Here is an 18,000-nt window from a genome sequence, read left to right on the forward strand (position 1 = left end):
ACGCTCATTGCATCGGAGGGGTTTTCGTTGAGCCGCACACGCCGTACCGCCCGTCAGGCCGCCCTTGCCGGCACCGCACTGCTGGCCGCCGCGCTGACCGCCTGTTCGGGCGGCTCGTCGGGCGGGTCGACTGCGGCGGCCGGCCAGGCGGACATGAAGAACAAGCCCCCCATGGCGATATCCGTGAACCTGACGGGTACCGAGGTCAAGGCGGGTGAGCCGGTCAAGGTGACCCTCGCCGAGGGGAAGCTGTCCCAGGTGAAGGTGACCGACGCCAAGGGCGGGGAACTGGTCGGCCAGATATCGCCGGACGGGAAGACCTGGACCTCCGAGCGCAACGCGTCACCGGGTACGGAGTACAAGGTCGAGGCCCAGAACGCCGACAGCCAGAGTGCGAACACGCAGTTCAAGACCTCTGCCGCGGACAAGGTGAACAAGGTCTCGATCTTCCCGGGCAAGAATTCCACGGTGGGCGTGGCGCAGCCGGTCTCGCTGGTCTTCGACAACCCGGTGAAGAACAAGGCCGAGGTGGAGAAGCACCTGAAGGTGACCACCTCGAACAACACCGAGGGTTCCTGGGGCTGGATGACGGACTACTCGGGCAAGGACCGGGTCGACTGGCGGCCGAAGGAGTACTGGAAGTCCGGCACCGACGTCAAGGTGCAGATGAACCTCAACGGGGTGGACTCCGGTCAGGGCGGCGGCTACTTCGTCCGCGACTACAACACCGAGTTCAAGACCGGCAAGGACCGCCGGCTCCTGGTGAACCTCGACACCAGGCAGATGACGGTGACGGAGGAGGGGCAGACGGTGAAGACGATCCCGGTGTCGGCGGGCACGCCCGGCGGCCAGAAGGCGTCCTGGTCCGGGAAGATGGCGCTCATGTCCAAGGAGGGCACCATCAACATGAACTCCGAGACGGTGGGCCTGGGCGATGCGTACAACAAGATGGTCGACTCCTCGATGCGGGTGACCTGGTCCGGGATGTACATCCACGCCGCGCCGTGGAACGAGGGCAAGTTCGGCCGTGTCAACGCCAGTTCCGGATGCGTGGGGATGAGCACCGGCAACGCGGCGGCCCTGTTCTCGTTGGCCCAGATCGGCGACGTGGTCGAGGTGACCGGCGGCGGCTCGAAGGGCAACGCCAAGCTGGGCAACGGCTACACCGAGTGGAACCTCTCCTGGGACGAGTGGAAGGCCAAGTCCGCCCTCGCCGGCAACTGATCCTCATTCAATCGTTACCCGCACGTAACTTACTGATGGGTTACTTTCGGTAACGCGCTCCCGTTACCGTCGGGTCACTTTGATGATCCGGCGCACCCGAGGAGCGATTGATGGCACGCACCCCCACAGCTGCCGCGACCGTGACGGCACTGCTGGCCGCAGCCGCCCTGGGCCTGGCCCCCCACCAGGCCCAGGCGGCTTCCGCCGGCACAGCCGCTGCCACCACCGCCACTGCCACCGCCGAGCAGAGCGAGCTGCGTTTCCACGACATTCCGGGCTCCGGCGGCATCACCCTCAAGGGCAATGTCTTCACCCCGGCCGGCGCCCAGGCCGGCCGGAAGTACCCGCTGATCGTGCTCCCCACGAGCTGGGGCCTGCCGCAGATCGAATACATCGCGCAGGCCAAAAAGCTCGCCGACTCCGGCTATGTGGTGGTCAGTTACACCTCCCGCGGGTTCTGGCTCTCCGGCGGCGAGATCGAGGTGGCCGGCCCGCCGGACATCGCCGATGTCTCGGCCGTCATCGACTGGGCGCTCGCCAACAGCCCGGCCGACCCCGACCGCATCGGCCTGGGCGGCGTCTCCTACGGCGCCGGCATCAGTCTGCTCGCCGCCGCCCACGACGCCCGCATCAAGACCGTGGTCGCCCTCAGCGGCTGGGCCGACCTGATCGAGTCCATCTACTCCGGCCGCACCCAGCACCGCCAGGCCGCCGGCCTGCTCGGCGCCGCCGGGTACCTCACCGGCCGCCCCGGCGGCGAACTGAAGCAGATCCTCGGCGACTTCCTCGGCTCGAACCTGGCCAAGGAACAGCAGATGATCGAGTGGGGGAAGAAGCGCTCGGCCGCGGCGCAGATCGACCGCATCAACGCCAACGGTGCCGCGATCATGCTGGGCAACGCCTGGGGCGACACCATCTTCCCGCCCAACCAGCACGCCGAGTTCTTCGAGAAGCTGACCGGCCCCAAGCGCCTGGAGTTCCGCCCGGGCGACCACGCCACCGCCGAGGCCGGCGGCCTGCTGGGCCTGCCCAACGACACCTGGACCAACGCCCACCGCTGGTTCGACCACCACCTCAAGGGCGAGCGCAACGGCATCGACACCGAGGCCCCGGTCCAGCTGAAGTCCCGTAGCACCGGCGGGTACGAGGGATACCCGAACTGGAAGTCGGTCGGTGCGGCCGGCACCGAGCGGCTCGCGCTCTCCGACAGCGAGCACCTGTTCACCGGCGTGGACTCCGGGGCCAACGGCGGCGTCGTCCTCCTGTCCAGCATCCTGGACCAGTTCGTCAAGGCGCCCCCCATCGCCTCGGTCCCGTTCCTCCCCCGCGCCTTCGCCGCCGTCTGGCAGTCCGGCCGCTACGAGGAGGCGCGCCGCATCCGCGGCACCGTCAAGCTGCACACCACCGTCACCCCCACCCGGGCGGACGGCACCTTCGTCGCCTACCTCTACGACGTCGGCCCGCTCGGCATCGGCAAGCTGGTCTCGAACGCCCCGTACACCTTCCACGCCAAGACCCCCGGGCAGGCCTTCGGCGTGGATCTGGAGCTGTTCTCCACCGCCTACGACGTGCCCGAGGGCCATCGGCTCGCTCTGGTCATCGACACGGTCGACCCGCTCTACATCGAGCACAACCCCGCCGGCGCGCAGCTGACCTTCTCCTCGCCGCGGTCCGATCCCTCGTACGTCTCGGTCCCGCTGCGCGAGCAGTGATCTCCGGCTGCTGCCGGGGCCGGGGCCGGCCCTTCGCGGGTCAGCTCTGTCCCGGCAGCACCGGCCTCGGCTCGGGCGGGGCGACATGGCCCGCATCGGTCTTGGGGCTGCGGCGCTGCCGCTTGGCCACCCAGGTGGCGAACCAGGACAGCAGCATGCACATCCCGATGTAGATGGGCGAGATGATCATCACGACCGGGATGAAGGGCAGGTCGTAGTCGAGGTTGGAGGCGATCAGCTTGCCGGCGTGCAGGAACTCCTCATAGGTGATCAGGTAGCCGAGCGAGGTGTCCTTCAGCGCGACCACCAGCTGGCTGATGATGGTCGGCAGCATGGCCCGGACCGCCTGGGGGGCCAGTACGTAGCTCATCACCTGGGTCTTGCGCATGCCCAGCGCGTACGCCGCCTCGCGCTGCCCGCGCTCCACCGCGTTGATGCCGGTACGGAACACCTCGGCCAGGACCGAGCCGTTGTAGAGGGTCAGCCCTGCCACCAGCGCGGGCAGCGGCTGGACCTTCAGCGCCACGAAGATGAAGAAGATCATCACCAGCACGGGCATGGCCCGGAAGAACTCCACGCACACGGTGGCCAGCCAGCGCACCGGCCGGTGCACCGACAGCCGGCCGGTTGCGAGCACCCCGCCGAGCAGGAGCGAGAGCACGGAGGCGTAGGCGAAAGCCTTGAGGGTGTTGCCCAGGCCCCTGAGCACCAGTTCCTGGATGCCCTCGTAGGTGAAGGGGCTCCATTTCTCGGCCGTGAACTGCTCGGTGGAGAAGAGCAGGTAGAGGATCCAGCCGAGCAGGGCCAGGAGCAGCACGGTGGAGAGGATCCCGTAGAGGAAGTGCCGGCGCCGGGCCCTGGGGCCGGGGATGTCGTAGAGGACGGTGGATTCGGTGTCCCCGTGCGGCGCGCGTGCGGGCGCGGTCGCGGTCGCGGTCATCGGGCGATCCCCCAACGCTTCTCGAGGACGTTGAACAGCGCGCTGATGGACAGGGTGATGATCAGGTAGCCCACGGCGATCCAGAAGAAGGTCCAGATGATGCTGTAGCCGAGTTCGCTGAGGGTCTTGTAGGTCCCCAGCAGTTCGTTGACGCTGAACGCGCCGGCGATCGCCGTGTTCTTGGCCAGCGCGATCAGGGTGGAGCCGATCGGCGGGATCACCGAGCGGAACGCCTGGGGCAGCACCACGTCGCCGAGGGTCTGGCTGAAGGACATCCCCAGGCTGCGGGCGGCCTCGCCCTGCCCCTTAGGGACGGTGTTGATGCCCGAGCGCAGCGCCTCGCAGATGAAGGCGGAGGTATAGCAGCCGAGGGCGAGGACGGCGAACACCTCGAAGGGCAGGACCAGCCCGAACCGCGGCAGCCCGAGCAGGACCGCGAAGAAGAGCAGGGTCAGGGGGGTGTTGCGGAGCACCGTCACCCACACCGTGCCGAAGACCCGGAGGGAGCCGACCGGGGCGACCCGGAAGGAGACCATGACGAAGCCGAGGACCAGGGCGAGCAGCGAGGAGTAGACGGTGAGTTCGACGGTGCCGAGGAAGCCCTTGCCGTAGACGGCGAAGTTCTCGGTGAGTACGTCCATGCCGGTGCGGATCCCCTCAGTTCGCCGGGTAGCGGTCGATGGCGGGCGGCGGTGGGGCGGGCGTTCCCGAGAGGCCGAGCGTGGCGTCGTACGCCTTCTTCCAGTTGCCGTTCTTCTCGTTGGCGGCGAGGGCGTCGTCGAGGGCGAAGCGCAGGGCGTTGTCGCTGCGCGGGACGCCGATGCCGTAGGGCTCCTTGGAGAAGGGCTTGCCGACCACCTTGAGTTCCTCGGGGACCTTGGCCGCGTAGCCGAGGAGGATGGAGTCGTCGGTGGAGACGGCGTCGACCTGGTAGGTCAGCAGGTTGTCGACGCAGACCGAGTAGGTGTCGTAGGTGACCAGGTCGGCCTGGGGGTATTCGCGCTCCAGCCGCTGGGCGGGGGTGGAGCCGGCCGCCGAGCAGACCCGCTTGCCGGCGAGGTCCTCGGGGCCCTTGATGTCCTTCTCGTCGCGGCGGACCAGCAGGGACTGTCCGGCCAGGTAGTAGGGCCCGGCGAAGCCGACCTGCTTCTTGCGGTTGTCGTTGATGGTGTAGGTGCCGACGTAATAGTCGATCTGGCCGTTCTGCAGGGCCGTCTCGCGGTTCGCGGAGGCGACCGTCTTGAACTCGATCTGGTCCGGGCGGAAGCCGAGCGAGGCGGCCATCATCTTGGCGATCTCGATGTCGAAGCCGGAGTACCGGCCGCTGGCGGGGTCCTTCTCGCCCAGGTAGGGCTGGTCCTCCTTGACTCCGATCACCAGCCGGCCGCGCTTCTTGGCGCGCTGCCAGGTCGGCGAGCCGGGCAGGGCGAAACCGGTGGCGACCTGGTAGACGGGGAGGTCCTCGGGCTGCGGTCCCTTGACGGGCGGGCTGCCCTCTTTGCCGCAGCCGGTACCGGCCGCCAGCAGGGCGAGGAGCAGGACGAGGAACCGTACGACGGGGTGTGCGGGCAGGCGGAAGCCGCGGGTGGTGGTCATCGGTCCGCGGCCCCTCAGTGCTTGAGGATCTTGGAGAGGAAGTCCCTGGCCCGGTCGCTCTCGGGAGCGGTGAAGAACTGCTCCGGGGTCCGGTCCTCGACGATCCTGCCGTCGGCCATGAACACGACGCGGTTGGCGGCGGAGCGGGCGAAGCCCATCTCGTGGGTGACCACGACCATGGTCATTCCGTCGCGGGCGAGCTGCTGCATGACCTCCAGCACCTCGTTGATCATCTCCGGGTCGAGGGCGGAGGTGGGCTCGTCGAAGAGGAGGGCCTTGGGGTCCATGGCGAGGGCCCGGGCAATGGCCACCCGCTGCTGCTGGCCGCCGGAGAGCTGGGCCGGGTACTTGTCCGCCTGGGAGGCGAGGCCGACCCGGTCCAGGAGTTCCCGGGAGCGCTTGTCCGCCTCGTCCCGCTTCCGTTTGCGGACCTTCATCTGGGCCAGGGAGACATTGGCCAGGACGGTCTTGTGGGCGAAGAGGTTGAAGGACTGGAAGACCATGCCGACCTCGGCGCGCAGCGCCGCGAGCTCCTTGCCCTCATCGGGCAGGGGCTGTCCGTCCAGGCGGATGATGCCGGATTCGATGGTCTCCAGCCGGTTGATGACCCGGCAGAGGGTGGACTTCCCGGAGCCGGAGGGGCCGATGATCACCACCACCTCCCCGCGGCCGACGGTGAGGTTGATGTCTTGGAGGACGTGCAGTTGCCCGTAGTGCTTGTTGACGTCCCGCAGCTCGATCAACGGATCGACGGCCATACGCTGCCCCACTTTTTGGCTGTGTCGAGGTCAGCGCAAACTATCCAGTCGGGGAAGGGCACTTCGTCTCGACACGCGTAAATGGGGCATAAAGCCAAATGTCCCCCGTTCGAGGGGTGATCGGGCCCCAGCCGGCGGGGATCAGACCTCGGAGGCCTCCGCATAGGCCTGGCACAGCTCAGGGGAACCGGTCATGGCCCAGGCGACCCCGGACTCGACCACGTTCAGCTCGCGGCCCGAGGACAGCCGGATCACGGGCTGGCCATTGGGCCACACCTGCCAGCCGGCCCCGGGCACGGTCCGGATGATCACCGTGCCCAGATAGAAGCCGGCGTCATTGCCCAGCCACGGAGTGACCTCCGGGTCCCGGCGCCAGCGCGGCATCATCTGGTCCAGGGCCTCCAACGACGCGGGGCTCTCGTCGAGTTCCAGCCCGCCCCCTCTCGCCTGGACCCGCAGCATCTCGCACTCGGCGAACATCTCGGTGACGCCCTCGGGGTCGTCGGCGAACGCCGAGGCCAGCGCCGCACCCTGTCCGGTCTCGTGCCGATTCAGCCAGTTGTCCAGGAAAGGGATGTTCATACCCTCCAGCGTCGCACTAGACGTCGAGATCGACAATGACCGGCGCGTGGTCCGAAGCGCCCTTGCCCTTGCGCTCCTCGCGGTCCACATAGGCGTCCTTGACGGCCTTCGCGAAGGGCGCGTTGCCGTAGACCAGGTCGATGCGCATGCCCCGGTTCTTGGGGAAGGCGAGCTGGCGGTAGTCCCAGTACGTGTACGGCCGGTCGTACTTGAGGGCGCGCGGCAGGATGTCCGACAGGCCGGCGGCACGCAGTGCCTCCAGGGCGGCCCGCTCGGCCGGGGTGACATGCGTCAGGCCCTCGAAGACCGCCGGGTCGAAGACGTCCTCGTCGGTCGGGGCGACATTGAAGTCGCCGAGCACCGCGAACGGGCGCGGGCCGGCGGCGTCTTCCGCAACCGCGTCGCGCAGGGCGCGGAACCAGTCCAGCTTGTAGCCGTAGTGGTCGTGCTCGACCTCACGGCCGTTGGGCACATACACCGACCACACGCGCACGCCGCCGCAGGTCGCGGAGATCGCCCGGGGCTCCTGCACGCCCTCGTAGTCCGGCCCGCCGGTCAGGCCCGTGACCACGTCCTCCAGGCCGACCCGGGAGAGCAGGGCGACGCCGTTCCACCGGCCGGTGGCGTTGACGGCCGCCTCGTACCCCAGCTCGCGCAGCGCGTCGTACGGGAACTGCTCGGCGGCGCACTTGGTCTCCTGGATGCAGAGCACGTCGGTGCCGGAGGACTCCAGCCAGGCCAGCAGCCGGGGCAGCCGGGCGGTGATCGAGTTGACGTTGAACGTGGCGATACGCATGTCAACCAACCTACCGCCCGGCACCGACAGCTACCGGGTGGCGCTCTCTCCGGCGGTCATCCGGGTGTGCGGGGCGCCGCCCAGGTTCTCCAGGGCCCCGTCGTAGATCGGGCGGGCGATGTCGGCGAGGTAGGCGTCGTGGATGTCGATCGCCACCCCCGGCTTGACCTCGCGTACGTAGTCGATCACCTCGGAGATCTTGCTCCAGGGCGCGTGCACGGGGAGCAGCAGCGTCTCCACCGGGGTGCCGGGCACGGTCAGCGCGTCCCCGGGGTGGAAGAGGGAACCCTCCACCAGATAGCCGACGTTGGTGATCCGCGGGAGGTCGGGGTGGATCACGGCGTGCAGTTCGCCGTGCACCTGGACCTCGAAGCCGGCGGCGGTGAAGGTGTCGCCGTGGCCGACCGTGTGCACCCGCCCCGGGTAGGCCCCGGCCAGCCGGTCCGCGACGCTGCGCAGGGTCCACAGCTCGGCGCCCGGGCGGGCGTCGAGGGCGGCCCGCAGCCGGCCCTCGTCGAAGTGGTCGGGGTGCTCGTGGGTGACCAGCAGGACATCGGCCCCCAGACCCGCGTCGGCTTCGCTGAAGGCACCCGGGTCGATGACGAGCACACGCCCGTCCTTCTCCAGCCGGACGCAGGAGTGCAGCATCTTGGTCAGCTTCATGATCCCCAGGGTAGGGGCGGGGGACGCTGTCAGGGAGTGGCTGTGGATACCACGTAGACCCGGGGCTTCTCCGGGTCGGTCAGGTCCACGGTGATGTCCTGGGTGGGGCGCGGGTCCTTCTGGTCGTGGGTGGTGCCGTACCAGTGCTGCTCCGGGGCCCAGGTCCAGCCCGCGACTCCGGCGTCGCGCTCGCCGATGGAGACCCCGGGGGTGAGGGCGTCGCGGCTGGTGCCGATCGCCTTGAGGAAGAAGTCCAGGTCCACCGGGTTGGTGGTGAACTGCACGTACAGCCGGCTGGTGCGCCAGTTGTTGGTCTCGTAGAAGCCGACGCCGGTGGACCAGTCCGGGACCGGTACCTCGTAGATGCTGCGCTGGACCCGGGACGGCCAGCCGGAGCGCACCTGGTCGGCGGCTGCCTTGGCGGCCTTGTCGCGCCCGCTGCTGCGGCTCTGCTCGGCGGAGACCGCGAGATAGCCGGCGGGAACGCCGATCAGCAGCACGATGATGATCGCGGTGAGCCAGCGGCGCCGGACCGTGTGCCGGCGGTCCTCGGCCGACACACGGTCCGGCGCCGCGCCCTCGTCGGAGGCGGGCGCCTGGCGGGGCAGGGTGGTGGGGGGCGGGGTCACTGCGGTTCCTGTTCCTCGGGCCCGGGTGCACCGCGCAGGCCCAGGTAGCGTTCATAGCGTTCGTACCGCTCGTACCGCTCGACCCGGCGGCGGTTGGCCCGGCGGAACCGGCGGGCGACCAGGCGGGCCAGGTCGGCAGCGCCGACCATACCGGCCTCGGGGCCGAGCTGGGCCTTGGCGATCCGGGCCTCGGGGCGGTAGCCGCGGCCGGTCAGATGGCGCCGGAAGGCGTCCCGGGCCGGGCCGATCAGCAGGTCGTCGGCGGCGCTGACGCCACCGCCGATGACAAAGCAGGACGGGTCGAGGGCGGCGGCCAGGTTGGCGATGCCGACGCCGAGCCACTGGCCGATGTCCTGGAGCAGCTCGATGCACATGGCATCGCCCTCGCGGGCCAGCTCGGTGATGAGCGGCCCGGTGATCTCGGGAACGTTCCCGCCGACCCGGGCGATGATGTTGTACGCGACCGGGGAGTCCGCGGCGGCCAGCTCGCGGGCCTCGCGGACCAGGGCGTTGCCGGAGCTGTACTGCTCCCAGCAGCCGCGGTTGCCGCAGGGGCAGCGGTGCCCGCCGGGCACCACCTGCATATGGCCGAATTCACCGGCGACCCCGTACTTGCCCCGCTTGACCTGGCCGCCCTCCAGGATGGCGCCGCCGATGCCGGTACCGAGGGTGATCATGACCAGGTGGTCCTCGCCGCGGCCGGCGCCGAACCGCCATTCCGCCCAGGCGGCGGTGTTGGCGTCGTTGTCCACCATCACCGGGACCGCCAGCCGGGCCTGCAGGGCGTCCCGCAGCGGCTCGTCGCGCCAGGCCAGGTGGGGGGCGAACAGCACCCGGGAGCGGTTGGCGTCCACCCAGCCGGCCGCGCCGATGCCCACCGCGTGCACATCGTGCCGGTCGGAGAGGTCCAGCACCAGCTCGGTGATGGTGTCCTCGACCACCTTGGGGCTCTTGGACTTGTCCGGGGTCTCGGTGCGGATCTTCTCCAGGATGATGCCGTCGGCGTCCACGACGCCCGCCATCACCTTGGTGCCGCCGATGTCGATGCCGACGGTCGGGACGCGCGGGGCGGTCAGGTGCGACCGGCGCTCACGGGTCCCGACGGTCCGCAGGACGGTGCCACGCGCCGACCCGCGGTGGGCGAGCGTGAAGTCCCGGTACGTACTCATCGAGTCCTGTCGTCCCTGTCGTCTGCGTCGCCGGCGTCGGCAGCGCGCGGGTCTGTAGTCGATTCTGCCACCCGGGCCAGTTCGTGGCTGAGCTCGTCGAGCTCGCTTCCACCTGCCATCTGGCGGGTGAGCTCGTCCAGGGTGATGGAGTCCCGGGTGTGCGAGCCCGCCATGGTGCCGCGCTTGAGCAGCACGAAGCGGTCGCCGACGAGGTGGGCGTGGTGCGGGTTGTGGGTGATGAGGACCACACCCAGTCCGGCGTCCCGGGCCGCGGCGACGTACTTGAGGACCACCCCGGACTGTTTGACGCCCAGGGCCGCGGTCGGCTCGTCCAGGACGAGGACTTTCGCGCCGAAGTGGACCGCGCGGGCGATGGCCACGCACTGCCGTTCGCCGCCGGACAGGGTGCCGATGGGCTGGTCGACGTCGCGCAGGTCGATGCCCATGCGGAGCAGCGCGGTCCGGGTGGTCTCGCGCATCAGGGCGACGTCGAGGCGGCGCAGGACCCCGCGGCCCCGGGTCGGCTCGGAGCCGAGGAAGAAGTTCCGCCAGACCGGCATCAGCGGGACCACAGCCAGGTCCTGGTAGACGGTGGCGATGCCGCGGTCCAGGGCGGCGCGCGGGTTGGCGAGGACGGTCTCCTCGCCTTCGATCTCAAAGCTGCCGGCGTCGTGCTGGTGCAGCCCCGCGATGATCTTGATGAGAGTGGACTTGCCGGCGCCGTTGTCACCGAGCACACAGGTGATCTCGCCGGCCGCGACCTCCAGGGAGACCCCTTCGAGGGCGCGGATGTTCCCGTAGTACTTGCTGACCTCGGTCAGCTTCACGAGACTCACTTGGCCTCCGCCCGCTTGCGCACCCATGCGTTCAGCAGAGTGGCCAGGAGGAGCATCGCTCCGAGGAAGAACTTGAACCAGTCGGGGTTCCACTGCGCGTACACGATGCCGTTGCTGGTCATGCCGAAGATGAACGCGCCGACCGCCGAACCGATGGCGGAGCCGTAGCCGCCGGTCATCAGACAGCCGCCGATCACGGCCGCGATGATGTAGAGGAACTCGTTGCCGACGCCCTCGCCGGACTGGACCACGTCGTACGAGAACAGGATGTGCTGGCCGGAGATCCAGGCGCACAGGGCGACGCCCATGTAGAGCCCGATCCGGGTTTTGACCACCGGCACGCCGACCGCGCGGGCCGCGTCGGCCGCGCCGCCCACCGCGAAGATCCAGTTCCCGGCGCGGGTGCGCAGCAGGATCCAGGTGGCGATGGCGACCAGCACCAGCCACCACAGGACGGTGACCTTGAGGGTGACGTCGCCGATGGTCCACTGCGAGGCGAAGAGTGCCTTGGCGGAGGGGAAGCCCTCCATGTCGGCGATGGACTTGGTGGAGACCGAGCCGCTGATCAGCTTGGTGAAGCCCAGGTTCAGGCCGGTCAGCATCAGGAAGGTGCCGAGGGTGATGATGAAGCTGGGCAGCTTCGTCCGGGTGAGCATGAACCCGTTGAAGAACCCGATGGCGAGGGTGACCAGCAGGGACACCCCGACGCCGACCCACACGTTGGCGGTCATCTGGTAGCTGACCATCGAGCTGATCAGGGCCGAGCTGGTGACCATCACGCCGGCCGACAGGTCGAACTCGCCGCCGATCATCAGCATGGCCACCGGCACCGCCATGATCCCGATGGTGGAGGCCGAGTACAGGATCGTGCTCAGGCTGGAGGCCTGCAGGAAGCTGGGGGCGGCGAAGGAGAAGAACACGAAGACGGCGACGGCACCGACCACCGCGCCGAGCTCGGGGCGGCCGAGCAGCCGCCGGAGCAGGGAGACGTGCGCCAGGCGTTCGTCGTGGGCGGCGGGTGGCGGAGCGGTGGCGGTGCTCATCGGGTCACCCGCTTGATGTACTCCTCCAGCTCGGCCGCCTCGTCCTTGGTGACGATCTGCGGTCCGGTGAGCACGGGGCGCCCGCCGCCCAGGGTGTTCGCGTTGTACCGATAGAGCCAGAGCAGGTCCACGGCCTCGTAGCCCTGGAGGTAGGGCTGCTGGTCGACGGCGAAGCCGAGGGCGCCGGACTTCAGGTCCCGGGCCACGGACTCGTTGAGGTCGAAGGTGTCGATCTCGGCCTTGCTGCCGGCCGCCTCCTTGGCCTTGACGGCCGTCGGCGCGAAGGGCGCGCCCAGGGTGAGGACCGCGTCCACATCCGGCTCGGCCTGCAGCTTCGCCTGGAGGGCGGCCTGTACGGAGGGCATGTTGGTGCCCTCGACGTACAGGTTCTCCATGCTGCCGCCGAAGGTCTTCTTCGCTCCGGCGCAGCGCTGCTCATGGCCCACATTGCCCTGTTCGTGCAGGACGCAGACGGCCTTCTTGCGGCCTCGCTTGGTGAGCTCGGTGCCGACGGCCTCGCCGGCGATCTCCTCGTCCTGCCCGATGTGGGTGAGGGCGCCGTACTCCTTGGACTGGGCGGAGCCGGAGTTCACGGTGATCACCGGGATGCCGGCCTTGGCCGCCTTGCCGAGGACGTCCTTGAGGGCCTCGGGCTTGGCGAGGCTGACGATGATGCCGTCGACCTTCTGGTCGATCGCGGTCTGCACGAACTGCGCCTGCTGCTGTGCCTGGTCGTCGTGCGAGTAGAGGAAGTTGATGTTGTCCTTGGCCGCGGCCTCCTTGGCGCCCTTCTGCACGATGTCCCAGAAGGTGTCGCCATCGCCCGCGTGGGTGATCATCGCGAAGGTCCAGCGCGGGGTGGACACGGCCGGCCGGCCCTGTGCCGCCGCCTTGGCCCGCTCTTCCGCGCGCTTGCCGCCGGTGCTGCTGCAGCCGACCAGGGAGGCCCCCAGTACCGCGGCGAGCACGGCGCCCACGACGCGTGCCCCTGTCCGAACCCTGGTCACGTCCCCGTGCCTACCTTTCCAAGCCGGTCGCTTCAAGCCGGTCGTCGAAGCCGGTCATTCCGGTGTCAGCCGCCCAGTATCCGCCACAGTGGATGATGGAGGGCCATCGGGGCAGATTGACAGCCGACCCGCTCGGGTTCAGGTTGAGTGCATGCGCATCGGGATCGTGGGAACCGGCCGGATCGGCTCGTTCCATGCGGCGGCGCTCAGCCGGAACCCGGAGGCGGGGTCTCTGCTGCTCGCCGACGCCGATCCGGCGCGGGCGGCGCAGGTGGCCAACCGGCTGGGGGCCACGGCCGCCCCGGGGGTCGACGAGGTGTTCCGGTGGGGCGTGGACGCCCTGGTGGTGGCCTGTTCCACGGCCGGCCATCCGGAGCTGGTGATCCGGGCCGTACGGGCCGGGCTGCCGGTGTTCTGCGAGAAGCCGGTGGCCCCGGACCTGCCCGGCACCCTGGCGGTGCTGCGCGAGGTGGCCGCCGCCGGCGGGGTGCTCCAGCTGGGGTTCATGCGCCGCTTCGACGCGGGCTACCGGACCGCACGGGAGCTGGTGCGCTCCGGGGCGCTGGGCCGGCTGCACACCGTACGGACGATGACCGCCGATCCGGCCCCGCCGCCGGCCGGCTATCTGGAGACCTCCGGGGGCCTGTACCGGGACTGTCTGGTGCACGACTTCGACATGGTGCGCTGGGTGACCGGGCAGGAGGTGACGGAGGTGTACGCGGCCGGCTCGGACGCGGGACCGGCGCAGTTCCGGGTGGCCGGGGACGTGGACACGGCCGCCGCCGTCCTCACCCTGGCCGACGGCGCGCTGGCGACCTGTACGGCCACCCGCTGCAACGGCGCCGGGTACGACGTACGGATGGAGCTGGCCGGGGAGCTGGACCAGGTGTCGGCCGGGCTGGACGACCGTACGCCGATCGCCTCGACCGAGCCGCACGGACCGCCGCCGGCGAGCAAGCCGTGGACCGGGTTCCTGGAGCGGTTCGGTCCGGCGTACGAGGCCGAGCTGACGGCGTTCGTCCGGCTGGTCCGCGGCGAGGGCGACAACCCCTGCGACGGCCGGCAGGGACTGGCCGCGCTGCGGGTCGCGGAGGCCTGCGAGACCTCGCGGCGGGAGCGGCGGCCGGTGTACCTGGCGGAGCTGCCGGACCTCTGACGGCGGGGGTGCGGGTGCGGAAGGCAGCGGGCTGCGCGGTGCGGTCATGGACGGCTACCAGCGGACCGGGAGCTTGACGACCCCGCGCATCAGGGTGCCGGGGAGCCAGACCCGCGGGTCGGCTCCGGGGTCCTCGGCCAGTTGGGGGAAACGTTCCAGCAGGGAGCGGACGGCAATGGCGCCCTCGATCCGGGCCAGCGGGGCGCCGATGCAGTAGTGGATGCCGTGGCCGAAGGCGAGGTGCCCCTGGGGAGCGCGCCGGATGTCGAAGGTGTCGGGTTCGGGGAACCGGGCCGGGTCGCGGTCGGCGCCGGCGAGGGAGACCAGCACGGAGGCGCCGGCCGGTATGAGGGTGCCGCCGACCTCGACGGCTTCCCGGGCCCAGCGGAAGGTGGCGTTCTCCACCGGGCCGTCGTAGCGGAGCATCTCCTCCACCGCGCCGTCGAGCAGCCCGTCGAAGTCGGCGCGCAGGGCGGCCAGCTGGGCGGGGTGCGCGAGCAGGGCCCGGATCCCGTTGCCGATCAGGTTGACGGTGGTCTCGTGGCCGGCCACCAGCAGCAGGAAGGCCATGCCGATCAGCTCGTCGGGGGTGAGCCGGTCGCCGTCCTCGTCCCGGGTCCGGATCAGGGCGCTGAGCAGGTCCTCGCCGGGGTCCTTGGCCTTGGCGGCGACGAGTTCGGTGAGGTAGCCGCTCAGCTCGGCCAGCGCGTTGTTGTCGGGGGCGCCGGCGGGCGGTGCCACGATCTCCTGGGACCAGTACCGGAAGCGGGCGCGGTCCAGGTCGGGGACCCCGAGCAGTTCGCAGATGACGGTCATGGGGAGCGGGAAGGCGAGGGCCGCGATCAGGTCGGCGGTCCGGCCGGGCCGGGCGGCCATGGCGTCCAGGAGCTCGTCGGTGACCTGCTGGACCCGGGGGCGCAGGGCTTCCATGCGGCGGGAGGTGAAGGCGCGGGCGACGAGCTTGCGGAGCCGGGTGTGGTGGGGCGGGTCCGATTCGAGCATGTTGGCGTTGGCGGCGGTGGCCACCAGGCCCTCCCAGTGCCCGGAGTCCTGCCAGTTCTTGGAGAGGGCCGGGTGGTTGAGGGCGTACCGGGCCTCGTCGTGGCCGACGATCAGCCAGCACTCCTGGCCTTCGGTGAGCATGACCCGGTGGACGGGTCCGGCCTCGCGCATCCGGGCGTAGTACGGGTAGGGGTTGGCGTTGAAGTCATCGGTGAAACCGGTGAAGTCCGCGACGGGCATTGGCCCACAGTACGGCGGCCTTCCGGTTCCGCGGCCTCGATTTCCGGCCATGGTCGGACGAGTGCGGCAGGGCTTTGTGGCAGGGCTTTGCGGCGGTTCGTCCTCAGACGGCTGCGGCGCGGCGGCCCCAGGCGGTGCCGGCCAGGACCAGGCCGGCCCCGGCGAACCCGGCGGTGTTTAGGTGTTCGCCGCCGAGGGCGATGGCTGCGGCGGCGGCCCACAGCGGTTCGGTGCCGAGCAGCAGGCTGACCCGGGAGGGGGAGGTCCGGCGGACCGCCCACATCTGCACGAAGAAGGCGAACACGGTGCAGAAGACGGCGAGGAAGACCAGCCCGGCCCACTCGGCGGGGCCGAAGTCCGCGGCGGTCGCCCAGGGGGTCGCGCCGGTGCCGGGCAGGGCGGCGAGCAGCGCGAAGACCAGTACGGCCCCGCCCAGTTGGACGGTGGTGAGGGAGAGCGAGTCGGCGTCCTGGACCGCCTTGATCCGGGCCATCAGCAGCACGTGCAGGGTCCGGGCCAGCGCCGCCCCGAGGATCAGGAGGTCGCCGAGGCCGGGGGCGGCGAACCCGGCGCCCTGGGTGAGCAGCACCACGCCCGCGACGGAGAGCCCGGCGGCGGCGAGGAAGGCGCCGGAGGGCCTGGTCCGGCGGACGGCGGCCTCGGCGAGCGGGGTGAAGATCATGGTCAGGCTGATGATCAGCCCGGCATTGGTGGCGGAGGTGTGCACCACCCCGTAGGTCTCCAGCAGGAAGATCCCGCCGAGTACGAGTCCCAGCACCCCGGCGCCGCGCAGCTGGGCGGGGGTGAGGGCGCGCAGCGCCTGCCGGCCGGCGAGCACCAGCACCGGCAGCACCAGCGCGAAGCGCAGCACGAGGACGGCGATCACGGTGTGGGTGGTGGTGATGCCCTTGGCGGCGAGGTAGCTGCCGCCCCAGACGACGGCGACGAGCAGCACGGGCAGATCGGCTGCCCAGGTCCGGCGGGGTGCGAGGGCGGGCGCGGCGAGGGGGGACACCGGGTTCTCCAGCGGCTGGGGCGGGTGGAGACTACGGCGGCTCGCACGCGGGCGTGATCACGGTACCGGTCCGGCTGCGTGCCGGGCGGGGCCGGGGCAGGCTGGAAGGGTGAAGGCGGAGCTGCCGGAGAAGGCCCGTGCCGGGATCGCCGGGTTCCTGGAGAGCCCCGTGGTCGGGATGGCGCCGTGGATCGTGTTCTCCCTGCTGGTCGGGCCGGGCCGGTTCGAACTCGCGGTGGGACTGGCGCTGGGGGTGACCGTCGTCCTGATCGCCGCCGGGCGGCTGGTGCACCCGGGGTCCTCCTGGAAGCTGCTGGAAGTGGCCGACCTGGTCTTCTTCGCGGGGCTGACCGTGGTCGGCGCGCTGGCCGACGACGGGACCCGCCGCTGGCTGGAGACGTACGCCGGAGAGGTGTCCAACATCGCGCTGACGCTGATCGCGTTCGGGTCGATGGCGGTACGGATGCCGTTCACCCTCCAGTACGCCCGGGAGCAGGTCGATCCGGCCCACTGGCACACCCGTGAGTTCCTGCGCACCAACTACGCGATCACCGGGGTGTGGGGGCTGGCCTTCCTGGTGGCGGCGATCGCGGGCGCCTACGGCGATCTCGTGCTGCACAACCCGGACAACATCTGGACCGGGTGGATCATCCAGATCCTGGCCATCGTGGCGGCCCTGAAGTTCACCTCCTGGTACCCGGAGGTGGTCCGCGCCCGCTCGCTGCGCGCCCGCGGGCTGCCGGGCCCGGAGCCGCCCGGGCCGGCCGGACTGCTGCTGCCGCTGGCCGGGCTGCTGGTGCCCGTCGGGATCGCCGTAATGATCTTCGACGACGGTCTGTGGTGGCTCGGTCTCGCCCTGATCGTGGGTGGTGGCCTGCTGACCAAGGCCCTGCGGGGCGCCAGCGTCACGGACGGCTAACGGTCCGGCCCGGCTCAATCGCCGATCTGGCCGAAGGCGGCGCGGCCGGTGGGGCGGTAGGTGTGGATGGCGATGCCGGTCGAGGTCGTGCGGGAGGCGACGAGTTCGCAGGTGGTGGGCAGGCCGCCGGTGGGGAACAGCCGGCGGCCGGCCCCGAGGAAGACGGGGAAGACCAGCAGGTTGAGCTCCTCGACGAGGTCGCGGGCGAGCAGGTACTGGGCGAGCTGTCCGCTGCCGTGCACCTGGAGCTCGCCCTCGGTGGCGTCCTTCGCACGGACCACCTCGGCCTGGAGGTTCTCCCCGTCGATCACGGTGGTCCCGGCCCATGCGGGGTCCGTCAGCGTGGTGGAGGCCACGTACTTGGGCAGGGTGTTGAGCGGCGAGGCGATGGGGTCGGCGGGGTTGGTCTGCCGGGGCCAGTAGCCCGCGAAGATGTCGTACGTATGCCTGCCGAGCAGGAACGCGCCGGCCCGCGCGAAGACCTCCGTCACGAACGTCAGCATCCCTTCGTCGACGAAGGGCGCCACCCAGCCGCCGTAGGCGAAACCGCCGCTGGTGTCCTCCTCCGGGCCGCCGGGGGCCTGCATCACGCCGTCGAGGGTCACAAATGTGGTGAGGGTCAGCTTGCCCATGGCTCCGCGCTCCTTGGTCGGGGTCTGTTCACCGGTTCAGACTCCCGGAGCGCGCGGAACTCATCGGTCAGGCACGCGCGA

Annotated in this window: 19 protein-coding genes; 4 read left to right on the forward strand and 15 right to left on the reverse strand. The window is 70.4% G+C overall.

The annotated features are described in order from the left end of the window. Positions 1–27: 27 nt before the first annotated feature. Positions 28–1,224 (forward strand): L,D-transpeptidase, encoded by a 1,197-nt coding sequence (locus tag ABT123_RS12605; protein ID WP_351312586.1) that lies wholly within the window; start codon positions 28–30, stop codon positions 1,222–1,224. 110 nt (positions 1,225–1,334) lie between these two features. After that, a complete protein-coding gene (locus ABT123_RS12610) occupies positions 1,335–2,936 on the forward strand; it encodes a CocE/NonD family hydrolase (protein WP_351312587.1) in 1,602 nt (533 codons plus the stop codon). Positions 2,937–2,976: 40 nt separating this feature from the next. Here ABT123_RS12610 and ABT123_RS12615 read toward each other — a convergent pair whose 3' ends face one another. From ABT123_RS12615 to ABT123_RS12670, 12 genes are all read right to left on the reverse strand, one after another. Then, positions 2,977–3,876, reverse strand: coding sequence for an amino acid ABC transporter permease (locus ABT123_RS12615; RefSeq protein ID WP_351312589.1), 900 nt, complete (start codon positions 3,874–3,876; stop codon positions 2,977–2,979). Beyond that, on the reverse strand, positions 3,873–4,517 hold the full coding sequence (locus tag ABT123_RS12620; protein WP_351312591.1) for an amino acid ABC transporter permease: 645 nt from the start codon (positions 4,515–4,517) through the stop codon (positions 3,873–3,875). Before ABT123_RS12620 ends, ABT123_RS12615 begins: the two co-directional genes overlap by 4 nt. A gap of 16 nt (positions 4,518–4,533) precedes the next feature. Then, on the reverse strand, positions 4,534–5,472 hold the full coding sequence (locus ABT123_RS12625; protein WP_351312593.1) for a glutamate ABC transporter substrate-binding protein: 939 nt from the start codon (positions 5,470–5,472) through the stop codon (positions 4,534–4,536). Between the two features lie 14 nt (positions 5,473–5,486). Then, the gene (locus ABT123_RS12630; RefSeq protein WP_351312595.1) at positions 5,487–6,230 is read right to left on the reverse strand and encodes an amino acid ABC transporter ATP-binding protein; all 744 of its coding nucleotides are present in this window, start codon (positions 6,228–6,230) and stop codon (positions 5,487–5,489) included. 141 nt (positions 6,231–6,371) lie between these two features. Then, positions 6,372–6,812, reverse strand: coding sequence for a DUF6278 family protein (locus ABT123_RS12635; protein ID WP_351312597.1), 441 nt, complete (start codon positions 6,810–6,812; stop codon positions 6,372–6,374). Between the two features lie 16 nt (positions 6,813–6,828). Next, complete coding sequence (locus ABT123_RS12640) at positions 6,829–7,608, reverse strand: exodeoxyribonuclease III (RefSeq protein ID WP_351312599.1); 780 nt, start codon at positions 7,606–7,608, stop codon at positions 6,829–6,831. A 30-nt stretch (positions 7,609–7,638) separates the two neighbouring features. Beyond that, a complete protein-coding gene (locus ABT123_RS12645; protein ID WP_351312600.1) occupies positions 7,639–8,271 on the reverse strand; it encodes an MBL fold metallo-hydrolase in 633 nt (210 codons plus the stop codon). A gap of 29 nt (positions 8,272–8,300) precedes the next feature. Further along, the gene (locus ABT123_RS12650; protein ID WP_502970942.1) at positions 8,301–8,900 is read right to left on the reverse strand and encodes a hypothetical protein; all 600 of its coding nucleotides are present in this window, start codon (positions 8,898–8,900) and stop codon (positions 8,301–8,303) included. Continuing rightward, positions 8,897–10,069 carry an ROK family glucokinase gene (locus ABT123_RS12655; RefSeq protein WP_351312602.1) on the reverse strand — a complete coding sequence of 391 codons (1,173 nt, stop codon included), beginning with the start codon at positions 10,067–10,069 and terminating at the stop codon, positions 8,897–8,899. Before ABT123_RS12655 ends, ABT123_RS12650 begins: the two co-directional genes overlap by 4 nt. Next, positions 10,066–10,932: an ATP-binding cassette domain-containing protein gene (locus ABT123_RS12660; protein WP_351312603.1), complete on the reverse strand. Its 867-nt coding sequence runs from the start codon at positions 10,930–10,932 to the stop codon at positions 10,066–10,068. The genes ABT123_RS12655 and ABT123_RS12660 overlap by 4 nt, the downstream gene beginning before the upstream one ends. After that, the gene (locus ABT123_RS12665; protein WP_351312604.1) at positions 10,902–11,948 is read right to left on the reverse strand and encodes an ABC transporter permease; all 1,047 of its coding nucleotides are present in this window, start codon (positions 11,946–11,948) and stop codon (positions 10,902–10,904) included. Before ABT123_RS12665 ends, ABT123_RS12660 begins: the two co-directional genes overlap by 31 nt. Further along, positions 11,945–12,955, reverse strand: a complete 1,011-nt coding sequence (locus ABT123_RS12670; RefSeq protein WP_351312606.1) for a sugar ABC transporter substrate-binding protein — start codon at positions 12,953–12,955, stop codon at positions 11,945–11,947. Before ABT123_RS12670 ends, ABT123_RS12665 begins: the two co-directional genes overlap by 4 nt. Positions 12,956–13,106: 151 nt before the next feature. Between ABT123_RS12670 and ABT123_RS12675 the strand changes: the two genes are divergently transcribed. Next, positions 13,107–14,111: a Gfo/Idh/MocA family protein gene (locus ABT123_RS12675; protein ID WP_351312608.1), complete on the forward strand. Its 1,005-nt coding sequence runs from the start codon at positions 13,107–13,109 to the stop codon at positions 14,109–14,111. Positions 14,112–14,165: 54 nt separating this feature from the next. Here the strand turns inward: ABT123_RS12675 and ABT123_RS12680 are convergent, their stop codons facing one another. Further along, entirely contained in the window at positions 14,166–15,353 is a 1,188-nt protein-coding gene (locus ABT123_RS12680) for a cytochrome P450 family protein (RefSeq protein WP_351312610.1), read from the reverse strand. Between the two features lie 103 nt (positions 15,354–15,456). Then, on the reverse strand, positions 15,457–16,368 hold the full coding sequence (locus ABT123_RS12685) for a DMT family transporter (RefSeq protein ID WP_351312612.1): 912 nt from the start codon (positions 16,366–16,368) through the stop codon (positions 15,457–15,459). A 109-nt stretch (positions 16,369–16,477) separates the two neighbouring features. On the opposite strand from ABT123_RS12685, the gene ABT123_RS12690 reads away from it, so the two are divergent. Further along, positions 16,478–17,287 carry a hypothetical protein gene (locus ABT123_RS12690; RefSeq protein WP_351312614.1) on the forward strand — a complete coding sequence of 270 codons (810 nt, stop codon included), beginning with the start codon at positions 16,478–16,480 and terminating at the stop codon, positions 17,285–17,287. A 14-nt stretch (positions 17,288–17,301) separates the two neighbouring features. Here the strand turns inward: ABT123_RS12690 and ABT123_RS12695 are convergent, their stop codons facing one another. Continuing rightward, entirely contained in the window at positions 17,302–17,919 is a 618-nt protein-coding gene (locus ABT123_RS12695; protein ID WP_351312615.1) for a dihydrofolate reductase family protein, read from the reverse strand. Positions 17,920–18,000 lie beyond the last annotated feature (81 nt).

It is taken from the genome of Streptomyces sp. NPDC002054 (assembly GCF_040296685.1).
Taxonomy (GTDB): Bacteria; Actinomycetota; Actinomycetes; order Streptomycetales; family Streptomycetaceae; genus Streptomyces.